Source organism: Prosthecobacter vanneervenii, assembly GCF_014203095.1.
In the GTDB taxonomy this organism is placed as follows: Bacteria; Verrucomicrobiota; Verrucomicrobiia; order Verrucomicrobiales; family Verrucomicrobiaceae; genus Prosthecobacter; species Prosthecobacter vanneervenii.
This window is the reverse complement of record NZ_JACHIG010000013.1, coordinates 15,118-27,468: the sequence shown is the minus strand read 5'-3', so window position 1 is coordinate 27,468 and position 12,351 is coordinate 15,118. Positions and strand designations below refer to the sequence as shown.

Annotated in this window: 11 protein-coding genes; 3 read left to right on the top strand and 8 right to left on the bottom strand. The window is 60.1% G+C overall.

Annotated elements, in window-relative coordinates; all coding sequences use genetic code 11:
* Nucleotides 1-40 precede the first annotated feature (40 nt).
* The 7 genes from HNQ65_RS22765 to HNQ65_RS22735 form a co-directional block, all read right to left on the bottom strand.
* Nucleotides 41-1,561 carry a hypothetical protein gene (locus tag HNQ65_RS22765; RefSeq protein ID WP_184343402.1) on the bottom strand — a complete coding sequence of 507 codons (1,521 nt, stop codon included), beginning with the start codon at nucleotides 1,559-1,561 and terminating at the stop codon, nucleotides 41-43.
* A 1,133-nt stretch (nucleotides 1,562-2,694) separates the two neighbouring features.
* Entirely contained in the window at nucleotides 2,695-3,198 is a 504-nt protein-coding gene (locus HNQ65_RS22760; RefSeq protein ID WP_408004807.1) for a D-sedoheptulose 7-phosphate isomerase, read from the bottom strand.
* Nucleotides 3,199-3,269: 71 nt separating this feature from the next.
* On the bottom strand, nucleotides 3,270-4,268 hold the full coding sequence (locus tag HNQ65_RS22755; protein ID WP_184343398.1) for a bifunctional heptose 7-phosphate kinase/heptose 1-phosphate adenyltransferase: 999 nt from the start codon (nucleotides 4,266-4,268) through the stop codon (nucleotides 3,270-3,272).
* The gene (locus HNQ65_RS22750; RefSeq protein ID WP_184343396.1) at nucleotides 4,268-5,335 is read right to left on the bottom strand and encodes a 3-deoxy-7-phosphoheptulonate synthase; all 1,068 of its coding nucleotides are present in this window, start codon (nucleotides 5,333-5,335) and stop codon (nucleotides 4,268-4,270) included. The genes HNQ65_RS22755 and HNQ65_RS22750 overlap by 1 nt, the downstream gene beginning before the upstream one ends.
* A gap of 380 nt (nucleotides 5,336-5,715) precedes the next feature.
* A complete protein-coding gene (gene tsf / locus HNQ65_RS22745) occupies nucleotides 5,716-6,312 on the bottom strand; it encodes a translation elongation factor Ts (protein ID WP_184343394.1) in 597 nt (198 codons plus the stop codon).
* A gap of 21 nt (nucleotides 6,313-6,333) precedes the next feature.
* Nucleotides 6,334-7,026, bottom strand: a complete 693-nt coding sequence (gene rpsB / locus HNQ65_RS22740; protein ID WP_184343392.1) for a 30S ribosomal protein S2 — start codon at nucleotides 7,024-7,026, stop codon at nucleotides 6,334-6,336.
* A gap of 185 nt (nucleotides 7,027-7,211) precedes the next feature.
* Nucleotides 7,212-8,078 carry an RluA family pseudouridine synthase gene (locus HNQ65_RS22735; RefSeq protein ID WP_184343389.1) on the bottom strand — a complete coding sequence of 289 codons (867 nt, stop codon included), beginning with the start codon at nucleotides 8,076-8,078 and terminating at the stop codon, nucleotides 7,212-7,214.
* A 79-nt stretch (nucleotides 8,079-8,157) separates the two neighbouring features.
* Between HNQ65_RS22735 and HNQ65_RS22730 the strand changes: the two genes are divergently transcribed.
* Nucleotides 8,158-8,733, top strand: coding sequence for a c-type cytochrome domain-containing protein (locus HNQ65_RS22730; protein ID WP_184343387.1), 576 nt, complete (start codon nucleotides 8,158-8,160; stop codon nucleotides 8,731-8,733).
* Here HNQ65_RS22730 and HNQ65_RS22725 read toward each other — a convergent pair whose 3' ends face one another.
* Nucleotides 8,734-9,171: a YkgJ family cysteine cluster protein gene (locus HNQ65_RS22725; protein WP_184343385.1), complete on the bottom strand. Its 438-nt coding sequence runs from the start codon at nucleotides 9,169-9,171 to the stop codon at nucleotides 8,734-8,736.
* Between the two features lie 174 nt (nucleotides 9,172-9,345).
* Here HNQ65_RS22725 and HNQ65_RS22720 point away from each other — a divergent pair, with 174 nt between their 5' ends.
* Both HNQ65_RS22720 and HNQ65_RS22715 read left to right on the top strand, forming a co-directional pair.
* On the top strand, nucleotides 9,346-11,928 hold the full coding sequence (locus HNQ65_RS22720; protein WP_184343383.1) for a protein kinase domain-containing protein: 2,583 nt from the start codon (nucleotides 9,346-9,348) through the stop codon (nucleotides 11,926-11,928).
* The gene (locus HNQ65_RS22715) at nucleotides 11,925-12,350 is read left to right on the top strand and encodes a SufE family protein (protein WP_184343381.1); all 426 of its coding nucleotides are present in this window, start codon (nucleotides 11,925-11,927) and stop codon (nucleotides 12,348-12,350) included. The genes HNQ65_RS22720 and HNQ65_RS22715 overlap by 4 nt, the downstream gene beginning before the upstream one ends.
* The last annotated feature ends 1 nt before the right edge of the window (nucleotide 12,351 follow it).

Below are 12,351 nucleotides of genomic sequence, written 5' to 3'. Positions count from 1 at the left end.
GAGCTTCATCATTATTTCGTCATTCGGACTTACTCATTCGTCATTTAAACGGCCTTCTCCACCCAGGCTCCACCGCATCTGGCATCCCCCAGGGCATCACACGCGGTGCCACCTGTGCAGGCATCGCAGGCGCCTGAGTCGCCGCCGTCCCATGCCGCGCCAGGATCGCCACCGCATGCCCGGCCAGCGTCGCAAAGATCAGATTGATCGGCACCGTGTGGATGTTGCTGCCCCCCATCATTGTCAGCAGCAGATTGATCGTGAGGTTCGCCAAAATAAAGGCCAGCGTGCTCCGGTCCCGCTCATCCTTCACCTGGAAGACCATCGCATGCGTCTTCCTCACCGCCACCACCATCACCACGATGCATGCCAGCAGCCCCACCACGCCGTGGTTCATCAGCACGCTGTTGATCATGTCATGCGCATAGTCATCGTCATCAAAGGTCACCTCCTGCACATACCCCTGCTTCGTTCCAAACAAGCTGTAGCTCTCCGGCTTCATCAGGCGCGTCCAGCCCTTCAGACGGTCGGCAAACGTGCTCACTCGCACCACCTGCGCCGCCCACCCATGATCACCCGTGATTCGCCTCAGCACCGCATCCACCGGCTCCAGGCTGTTCAGCAGCACATTCGACAGCGAGATCAGCAGCACCGCACCGCAGACCGTCACCATATAAAAAGCCCGCGTGCTCGACCGGTGGGTGAAAAGCCTCCACACCACCAGCACGATCAGCGGCTGCAGCAGGCTCGTGCGCTGCGTGGACACCACCAGCCCGATAAAATAAATCCCGCTCCCGATCAGCCACCCCACCTTTCGCGTCCCCGGCTGAAACACCCGCCACAGCCCGTACGTCAGCAGCAGCGTCACCGCACCATACGCGGAAGCCGACCCCGCCAGTCCAAACACACGCGCGTTCTCCATGAAGAACTGCGCCGAAAACACCGGGGAAAGGTTCGTCCGCGCATACACATAGTCCATGTCGGCAAAACCATAAAAATACTGGTGCACCGCCACGAACACCCACGGAATCCCCAGCAGGTAGTGCAGGCGGCTGATCGCCAGACTCTCTCCCGGTTTCGGATACTGATACCCGATCACCCCCGCCAGCGCCAGATACAGCCCCCCGTTCACCGCCAGCTGCGCACGTCCGCTCAGCGGTCCTTCCGTCAGCATCAGCAGCCCTGAGATGAACAGGCTCAGCAGCCACACCATGATCACCGACTTGTGCGGTGCTCGTCCGTTGAGAAAAATCTTGTTCAGCGTCCCCGCAATGATCGCGCACACCACCGCCATGTTGATCGCCAGCACCTCGATCACTGTCTGCATGCTCGCCGTGCCGTACACCACCGCCAGCTTCTTGTAGAAGTCACCGTAAAAACACAAAACGCCCAGGATGAACAGCCCCGCCTTCGGCCTCACAAAGCTCGCCACCACCAGCCCGATCCCCATCCACTTCGCCGCAATCGCCAGCGGCCCCGTATACCCCATCATCACATCCACGATGGCATAAATCGCCGCCGCAAACGCAACCAAAATAGTAATGATAGGATTCGATCTCATGTCACAAAAGGCTTTTCTCCAGCATTAAGCCAGGCTGGCTCTGCACTCACAAACATGGGTAATGAGCACCCCAATCGATAGGCAACAGTTCCATCCGTCTTTGCCACCAACCTCTCATGCCATGTCGAGATGAAAACGCCCCTGAAGGCGGATTCACGAGCCGACGGAGGGGGATCATCTTGATCCCCCCACCTGCAGCGTGTTCGCAGATCTGCGAGAGCGCTGGGCAACGCATGAGCGTGTGAGATCGGGGTGATCACTTTAACTAACTTTCCTTCCGTCTTTGCCACCAACCTCTCATACCACAACCCATTGAAAACAGGTCTGTTCTCTTTTCGTCACTCAGCCCCTCTTTACGCCAACCCCAAAGGGGTTGCGTAATTGAGCCCAGGGTCAGCCGAGCCTCAGCGAGGCGACCCTGGTTCTGCAAGCCACCGGCTGGGAAGCAAACCCAAGACTTTCTACATCACACCGCGTTCACCAGCAGCGTCTGCCTTGCGCTCCGCCGCACATCGGCCCCCGCTTTCAGAACGCGCTTCAATACGACTCCGCCCCCCAAGTCTTCCGCAGCAAACTCTCCCTCTGAGACAGACCCGTTTTCAACAGATGGTGGTATCATACCATATCGAGATGAAACCGGACCTGAAGGCGGATCCACGAGCCGACGGAGGGGGATCATCTTGATCCCCCCACCCGCAGCGTGTTCGCGGATCTGCGAGAACGCCGGGCGATGCATGAGCGTGTAAGATTAGAATGCACTCTCCTCCAGAGCACTGGCGCGCGACATGAAGTGTCAGCATCCATAGATGGAGCCCGTTTTCAGCCGTGCCTGATATCACTTCACACCAGCCCCAAAGGGGCTGTGGACTCAGCCCAGGGCGAGCCGAGCCTTGGCGAGGCAGCCCTGGGTTAGATCACAGCCACTACGGAAAGCAAACCCAGCGCTCTCTTCATCACACCGCATCCTCCAGCAGCGTCCATCCGCCATGCCGCCACAGTCACCACGCGCACATGGACACACAAGACGCCTCCCAAAAAACGAGGCCCCTGAGACGCCTTGGTAACCACCGCTGCCTTTTGCCAGACTCATTTTCACAACCGCGCACGGTATCGCCCAAGGCTCCCCCAAAAACTCACTCCGCAGACACCTGCTCCACCACATCGCACAGCAGGTGCCCGATCAGCAGATGGCACTCCTGCACCCGCGCCGTGACACCCGACGGTGCCTTGAAACTCAGCGCCGCTTCAGCCGCACAGTCCGCGCCCTTCTCACCCGTGAAGGCGATCGTCACGCACCCGCGCTTGTTTGCCGCCTGCAGTCCCAGCAGCACATTCTTGCTCGTCCCGGAGGTGGAGATCCCGATCACCACATCCCCCGGCTGCGCCAGCGCTTCAATCTGCCGCGCAAACACCGTCTCATAGCCAAAGTCATTGCTGTGTGCCGTCAGCACCGAGGTGTCCGTCGTAAGCGCCAGCCCCGCCAGCGCCGGACGGTTGACGCGATATCGCACCACCAGCTCGGCAGCCAGGTGCTGCGCATCAGCCGCGCTGCCCCCATTCCCAAAGAAGAGGATCTTCTTGCCATCGCGCAGTGCCTTCAGCCAGGCTTCAGCCAGCGGCGCGATCTGCTCGCTCATTGCACTCAGTCGGCCGATGGCGTCCTGGTGCTCGCTGAGGTGGGTCTTGAAAAGAGAGGCGAAATCGGTGCTCATGGTTTGGATGCGAAGGCTGCCAGCAGTTCGTCAGGCGTCAATGTCGCGGTGCCCAGTTTGCCCACCACGATGCCGCTCGCATGATTGGCGATGTCCGCCGCATCCTGCAGCGAAAATCCAGCGGCCAGCGCCAGCGTCAGCAGCGCGATCGCCGTGTCACCTGCACCAGAGACATCATAGACCTCGCGTGCACGCGTCGGGATGTGGTGCGGCTCCTTGCCGCGCTCAAACAGCATCATGCCATGCTCGCCCAGCGTCACCAGCACGCTGGCCACATTCCATTTCTCCAGCAGCACACGCCCCACTTCCAGCAGCTCGGCGTTTTGCAGCGGCGGCCCCGGCAGCAGGTGATCCTCCAGCCCGGCGGCCGCAAAGGCCTCCAACCGGTTCGGCTTCACCAGCGACACCCCGGCCCACGGCAGCGGATTGCGCGGAGACGGATCCACTGTCACGATCAGCTTGTGCTCAGCCGCGATCTTCGCCACCAGCTCCATCAGCGCCGTGGTCACAAACCCTTTGCCGTAGTCTTCCAGAATGATCGCGTCCAGGTTCGGAGCCAGCTTGCGCAGCCGTTGCTCGATCTCCGCCAGCTCGCTGTCCGCCAGCGGCATCAGCTTCTCACGGTCCACACGCACGATCTGCTGCTGCCGTGCAGACACACGCGCCTTCGAGATCGTCGGCAGCGTCTCATGCACCAGCAGCGGTGCCGGGTCCACCCGGTCCTCGATCAGCAGCGTGCGCAGCTTGTCCGCCGCCATGTCCTTGCCCACACGGCCCATCAGATGCGTGTTCGGCGAAAACGGAGAAATGTTGCGCGCCACGTTGGCCGCACCACCAGGATAAAACTCCTCCTTCGTCACCTCCACGATCGGCACCGGAGCCTCCGGCGAAATCCGGCGCACATGCCCCCAGATGAAGTGGTCCAGCATCACATCGCCAATGACGAGAATGCGGCACTTCGCCAGGTTGCCGAGGCAGTTGCGGGTAAAGGTCATTATTTGCGGCTGCGACGTTCACGCACGGCGGAGGCCAGCTCCTCCAGCATGGCTTCCGTGGTCGCCCACGACACACAGGCGTCCGTGATGCTCTGCCCGTAGGTCAGCGGCTGTCCAGGCTTGGTGTCCTGGCGGCCTTCCACCAGATGGCTCTCGATCATCACGCCCGTGATCGCTTTGCTTCCACCGGAAATCTGCTCAGCCAGTGAGGCGGAGGCGATCGGCTGCTTGCGGTAGTCTTTCAGGCTGTTGCCATGGCTGCAGTCCACCATCACGCTCGCCGGCAGCCCACGTGCGGTCAGCTGGTCGGCCACTGTCTTGATGGAGGCGGCGTCAAAGTTCGTGCCGCCCTTGCCACCACGCAGAATCACATGGCAGGCGTTGTTGCCCTTCGTGTTCACGATGGCGGCCACGCCGTCCTTCGTCACAGACAGGAAGCAGTGCTGCCCCTTGGCTGCTTCGATCGCGTCCAGCGCCACCTGAATGCCGCCGTCCGTTCCGTTCTTGAATCCCACGGGCATCGAAAGCCCGGACGCCAGCTGGCGGTGCACCTGGCTCTCCGTCGTGCGCGCGCCGATCGCGCCCCACGCCACCACATCCGCAATGTACTGCGGCGTGATCACATCCAGAAACTCCGTTCCCGCAGGAATCCCGCGCTTCGTCAGCTTGATCAAAAGATCACGCGCACCACGCAGGCCCGCGTTGATGTCAAACGACCCGTCCAGATGCGGGTCATTGATGAAGCCCTTCCAGCCCACCGTCGTGCGCGGCTTCTCAAAATACACGCGCATCACGATCTCCAGGTCCTTGCCGTATTTCTCGCGGGCCTGCACGATGTGCTGCCCGTATTCCAGCGCAGACTTCGTGTCATGGATCGAGCACGGCCCCACCACCACCAGCAGGCGGTCATCCTTCAGCGTCAGAATCGCCTCCGCACGCTTGCGCGACTCTTCGACAAATGCGGACTCCAGTTCGCCCAGCCGAAACTCATGCATGAGCAGGGCTGGCTGGATGAGAGGAAGGATTTCAGCGACCCGAAGGTCATCAGTTGGATGCGACTGGCTCACGGCAAATAGGGGGCAAAAAAGCGGGCGCGCAGAATGGAGTCTTCTGGCCAGCTAGGAAACCGAAAGTTGAAGGAAGATGCGAAATACCACCTCGCGGCAAGCTGCCGCCATTGGTGCCTAGGACTCAGGCAACAGGACAGATCGCCGGAAAGCTGGAGCGAACGCTGGATCAGGCATGAGCGGCCAGGGGTGGGTTCCCACGCATAGCAAATATGCCAATTACAGAAATTTTACATTGGGCCAAATGCTTTGGCAAAGCTTAATATCAATTCACCCATTGCTGAATCCGACACAAAAAAGCGCCTTTTCGCCCGCTCCAAAAAACAAAAAAGGCGGCCGTTTCCGACCGCCTTTCATGTGATTTTCTAAAGCCAGATGGATTAGATGTCTTCACCCACGGCGTAACGCACAAAGCGGCGCACGACGAGGTTTTCACCCAATTCGGTAATCTTGCCCTTGATCAGGTTCGCGATGGTAAGATCAGGATCCTTGATGAAAGCCTGTTCCAGAAGGCAGTTGTCTGCGTAGAACTTCTCCATTTTGCCATCAACGATCTTGTCCACGATGTTCGCGGGCTTGCCCTTGACCAGCTCAGCGCCGATCTCGCGTTCCTTGGCGATGAGATCCGCTGGGATGTCTTCGCGCTGCAGATAGCGTGGGTTGGCTGCAGCAATGTGCAGGGAGATGTCCTTCACCAGCGCCTGGAAGTTCTCATTGCGGGCCACGAAGTCAGTTTCGCAGTTCACCTCAATAAGCACGCCAATGCGGCCAGCCATGTGGATGTAGGAGGCGATGATGCCTTCCTTCGTCTGGCGGTCGGCCTTCTTCTCGGCCTTGATGGTGCCGCTCTTGCGGAGGATGGTTTCTGCCTTCTCCAGGTCGCCACCGGCTTCCGTGAGGGCTTTTTTGCATTCCATCATGCCTGCGTTGGTCTTTTCACGCAGGGTCATGACGAGTTTAGCGGAGATTTCAGCCATGGTCAGTTTTGGGGATAAAAATTACTTTTTGGCTTCAGCGGTCGCCACAATGACGGGGTCGATCAGCTTCTGCAGGATGATGCGGATGGAGCGGATGGCGTCGTCGTTGGCGGCGATCGGGTAGTCGATGATGTTCGGATCGGCGTTCGTGTCCACCAGGGCCACGATCGGGATGTTCAGACGGCGGGCTTCGTGCACGGCGATGTGCTCACGGGCGGAGTCCACGATCACCACGGCGTCAGGAGTGCGGCCCATGTGGCGGATGCCACGAAGGTTGCGCTCCAGCTTGATGCGCTCGCGGTTCAGGCCGGCCAGCTCCTTCTTGGACATGAGCTTGAACTCGGGCTTGTTCTCGATGTCTTCGAGGTAGTTGAGACGGGCGATGCTCTTCTTGATCGTCTCCATGTTGGTGAGCGTGCCGCCCAGCCAGCGATGATTGACGTAGAACTGGCCGCAAGCTTCGGAGGCCTGCTTCACGGCTTCCTGGGCCTGGCGTTTGCAGCCCACGAAGAGGATCTTTTTGCCGCGGCGGGCGAGGTCGGCCAGGAAGTCGGCGGCCTTGTCGATCTGCTTGACGGTTTCCTCGATGTTGAGGATGTGAATCTGGTTCTTGGTGCCCATGATGAAGCTCTTCATCTTGGGGTTCCAGCGCTTGGTCTGATGTCCGAAGTGGACGCCGGCTTCGACGAGCTCGGCAAGGATCTGTGTTGACATGTAGTAGGGTATCTGACGCCAGTTCTTCCGCACGATTTGGTTCGCAAAACGCTCAGCCTGAGGCTGATCCGGTCAAACGGGCTAAGTGTTAAAACCCTTTGGCCTGACCAACGTGGCCCGGCAAAAGGGGCGCGATGTTACCGGCATAGCCTCGCACGGCAAGCGGTTTTTCTCCCTCAAAATCGTCACACCAGCTTGGCCAGAGGGTCTGGCAGAGGCAGCACGAAGTCCATTTTCTCCCCGGTCATGGGGTGTACAAAGTGGAGCTCGCTGGAGTGCAGGGCCAGGCGTTTGGCGGGGTCCGTGACGGCTCCGTAGGGCTTGTCTCCCACGATCGGGTGGCCCATGTCGGAGAGGTGGACGCGGATCTGGTGCCTGCGGCCGGTCTCCAGTTTCAGTTCCACCAAGGTGGTGTTCTGGGTGCGCTTCAGCACCTTGAAATGGGTGATAGCCTCGCGGGTGTCTTCATCCGGCGGCACACTGCGCACTCGCAGGGAAAATTCTTCATTCAGGTGGCAGCGTAGAGTGCCGGAGTCACGCTTGATAACCCCTTCAGCCACAGCGAGATAGGTTTTATCAAACTTGTGCCAGTTCTGCTGCAGGATGCGCTTGAAGGGCTCCGTCTTCGCAAAGACGATGAGCCCGGAAGTGTCACGGTCCAGGCGGTGCACGATCCAGACGCGGTTGCGCGCATCCGTTGCACGCACGTGGTCGGTCAGAGCAGCGTAGGCGGTGCGGCCTTTGCCAGAATCGGTGGCCACGGTCAGCCAGCCAGCGCCCTTGTCTAGCACGATGATGGCCTCGTCTTCATACACAATCTTGAGCCCGGCAGGCATGGGGGCGGCCTTCGTCCGAGGGGCTCGCTCCACCTTGATAGTCACTTTGTCCCCCGGCTCCAGCGGGTGGTCATGGCGGGTCACGGCACGTGAGTTGACCCGGACGCTGCCGTATTTCAGCCACTGCTTGATGCGCGTGCGCTTCACATCTGGCCAGCTTTCGAAAAGATATGGCAGGAGAGTGGTGGGGGCGTTGACGGTGCGGTTATCGGACATGGGATGACATGACACGGAAAAAAGATGCTGGCTAAGGAAAAGCGGGGTGGCACGTTGCAGATGGTCCCAAACGCGCGCCATGACCCAGCTTCGTCTCCCCTTGTACACCACCCTGCTTTTTGCAGCCTACTCCGCCCTGGCGGCGGACTTCAAGAAGGACATCCAGCCCATTCTGGAGCGCAACTGCTACGAATGCCACAGCGTGAAAACCGGGAAGAAAAAGGCAGGGTTTGTCTTCGACGACCTGGAAACCTTCAAACTGGACATCAAGGACAATGACGTGGCCCAGATCCGTCCTGGCAAACCTGCGGAAAGCCATTTCTTGGAAATCCTGGTCAACAACGGCAAGAACCACATGCCGCCCGATGAGCAGCTCTCCACCTCAGACATCAAAAAGATCACCGAATGGATCTCTGAAGGGGCCAGCTTTGACAAAGATGCGCCTAAAATGACGCCCGTGGCAGCCAAAAAATCTCTCCCGCCCATAATGAGCTGGACCAACATGGAGGGCAAAAAGATCAAGGCCGGCTTCGTGCGTCTGGACGGAGACAATGTGGTATTGCGCATGCCGCTGAACGCCGCCGAGGTGGCCTACCCGCTGGCCAAGCTCTCCGAGGAAAGCCAGAAACAGGCCCGTGACTGCGCGGCTCCCTGATCAAAAAGCAGCCAGAGCATCGCTGACGGCGGCCTCCAGCGGACGTGAGCCGCTGCCGCCGAGACGCTCGTCGAGGGCTTCCAGCCGCTGGATAAGGTCAGCTACGTGCTTGCGTGGGTACATGCCACCAGCTTCCGCGCAAAAGTGGGTGCGGCAGCCAAAGGGGCGATGTTTGTAGATGGTGCACCGTCCTTCTCTTCCCAGCAGCGGACAGGCTCCATCGGGGTGGGGTTTAAGTTCTTTGCGCCCACTGGCCCGCACCCCCTGGGCCGCATGCAGCGCCTCCCCACGAGTCAGCATGGGGGTGTGCCCGGCCAGACGGAAATGGCAGCAGCCGGTGCGCATCTCGCACTGACGAGGCAGCGGGCGAAGTTCCAGTTCGGCGTAAATGGCCTCTATTTCCTGGCGGAACTCCGGGACTGGTTTGCGGTTTTTCATGCGGTGCATGCCCAGCATGGCTTCAATGGGGGTTATGGCATGCGTTTTTTGCAAAGTGGCATTTGGATTTGAGATTTCTCATTCCGCCCCCATCGTACTCTTCTCCATTGCTGCACCAGTCCACTTTTGGCGGCATCAGGGTCAACCACCATCCTCTAGACAACAGAAGCACGCATGAGTCTGCCCGAAATCGCCGGACATGAATTGCAGGACTTGGTAGGCAGCGGACGGTGTGGAGCCGTGTATCGCGCAGTGGCATCCAATGGCAAAGCCTGCGCGGTCAAGGTCTTCAGCTCCATGGCGATCAATCGCAAGGCGCTGACCACCGCCTTCCGTGCCCTGCAGCAGATGCCCCACCACCGAGGCGTGCTCCCGGTGGAGAACTACAGCTTTGACCGGACGCCCTACTTCTGCGTCATGCCGTTGGTGGGCGTGATGACGAAGGACAGCCACGGCAGACGCCAGTGGCAGACGCCCACGCTGGAGTCTGCCTGCTCCGGCCTGCCGCCCGAACAGGCCTGGCGCCACATCTATGAGGTGGCCGATGCGCTTTCCTGGCTGCACAAGCACGGCATTCCCCACGGAAACCTGCGGCCCTCCAACATCCTGCTGGAGGACGATCCTGAGTCCTCGATCCGCCTGAGCGACATTGCCCAGGGCTGGGTGGGCGGTATTCATCATCTGGAGCTGACGGACCATTTTGTGCATCTCTGCCCCGAACAGGCGGAGAACCCAGACGGCGTCTTTGCCGGCTATGGGCCCTCTTGGGACGTTTACAGCTTTGGCGTGCTGGCTTACCGCCTGCTGAACGGCACCCTGCCACGCGGTGCTGAAATGTGGGAAACTGAGGTGGAGCGTGCGCGCCAGAAGGCAGCCTCAGGACTGGCCGTGCAGATTGACAGCAATGCCCTGCTGGCGGCCGTCAAGGCGCAGCCGAAAATCTACTGGCCACAGACAGCACAGTCCAAGTGGGAGGAGCGCCGCCGCAACATCATCGAACGCGCGCTGGACCTGAACCCTGCCGCACGCTGGGTGGACATGCGCGAGGTGGTGCGTGAGTTTGAGGTGCTGGAAAGCGACTACCTGCTGGAGGAATCCCGCGAGCAGACGGTGCGCGAGCGGCAGAAGCAGGCCAAGAGAGTGCTCACCTGGCAGACCGCCGCCATCTCCCTGCTGATCATTTTTGTGCTGTGCTTTTTGTATGCCTTCACGACCAAGCGTGAATTGCAGAAGGCAGAAAGCCAGATCGCCAGCATCAACAACGTGCACAAGATGGAGACGGACTCCCTGCACAGCCGCATTGATGAATTGGTTGGCGAACGCGACACCGCACGCAGTGCCAAGGTCGTGGCAGATCAAAATTTGCAGAACTCGCAGAATGCGGTGGATCAGTTCCTGACACAGCTGCTGCAGACCCCCACGGGGAATGAAATGGAAGCCAGCTTTCAGAAAGAGCAGCTCAATGATGCGCTGGCCTACTGCATGCGCGGCCTGCCTGCACTGGAGCAAAGCCCGGCCCTGGGCATCGAACGCCTGCGCGCCTATGGCAACATAGGCCAGTTGCATCTCAAGCTGCGCAACACCACGCAGGCCGTCACCTTTCTGACCAAAGCACGCGATCAAGCGGCCGAGCTGATCAGCAAAGGAGCGGTGGAGGCGTCACAAATAGCCCTCTTCCAACAGTGGCTGGGACGCTACAGCCTGCTGCTTTCGGACATCCGCGGCCGTGAAGGACGCCATGTGGAATCCCTGACTCTGCTCAAAGAAGCCACCGTCAATCTGGACAAGGGGCTGGCGGCCGATCCCAAAAACCGTCTGGCGCGCAACGAGTGCGCCCGTGCCTGGCTGGAGTATGGACTGCGCACCCTGCGCAATGGCGACGTGGCAGATTCCGAGCAGGCGCTGGCACGCGTTCCGGCGATTCTGGATGCCAAGCAGATCGGGCATGACCTGATCACCGACGAAAAATTCATCCTGGCCCGCGCCAAGTTTGCCAAGGGCATCAGCCAGCGTGATGCAGGGAAGGTGGAGGAGGCGCTGAATACGCTGATCGACTCTGTGAAGGACATGGGAGAGCTGGTGCTGGGCAGCAGCCCGCGCAACCAGGATCAGGCGCTGCTGCTGGCTGAGGCCTACACCGAACTGGCCGAACTGATCGGCCGCCACTTCAGCGGAGCGGACGCCAAGGAAGCGCACAACCAGGCTGTGCCGATCCTCCTGGAGCTCAACCGCCTGCTGCCTGAATGGGCGGAGGTAAAGTACCTGCTGGCCCGCAACTACGGCGCCCTGGCCTCACTGTCCCGTGACGCCGGGAATCCGGCAGAGGCCAGCAAGAAAAAGCAGGACGCCATCGAGCTGGTGAATGAGATCCTGGCCGACGACAAGGAGAACGTGCGCTACGGTTTCCTGCTGGCCAAGCTGCGCGGTGAGTACGCCGAACTGCTGGCGGACAGCAACAAGACGGCCGCCGCCATCCCAATTGCGAAGCAGGCGGTGGACTCGCTTGAAGCCCTGATCAAGGCTCAGCCGATGACAGACAAACTGACTCCTGAGCGCCGCATGTGGGCCAGTCAGCTGGCTCAGCTTTACGGTTCTCTGGGTCACACCAGCGAGAGCGCCGGCAAGAAGACCGAAGCCAAGGCCGCCTTTGCCAACGCCGTGGCCATCTGGGAAAAGCTGGCAGCCGCCATCGCCAATGATGAGGCCATCCAGACGGGGCTGAATTGGAGCAAGGGCCGTCTGGCAAAGCTGAAATGAGTCTTGTGGAAAAACAGCAGTCGCTGATCGACGACTTAAATTTCATTCCCGACCCGCACGAACGCCTGAACGCCGTGGTATCCCGTGGCACGGCGATGAAAATGAATGCGGCTTTCAAGATAGAAGCCAATCTCGTGCCGGGCTGTGTCTCGCGCGTGTGGCTGCATGGAGAGTGCGCAGAAGGCCTGACACGATTCACCTGCGATGCGGAATCTCCGATGGTCAAGGGCCTGGCCTCGCTGCTGTGCGATTTGTACAGTGGTGTGACTCCTGCTGAGGCAGTGACCGTGGAGCCGCGTGTCTGGGAAGCCTGTGGCTTCACCAAAATGATCTCCCCCACCCGCCTGAACGGACTGGCCAACATGAGGCTCAAAATTCGCGCGATGTCAGAACAGTTTTCCATCTCCCCCGTTTCTCACTGAT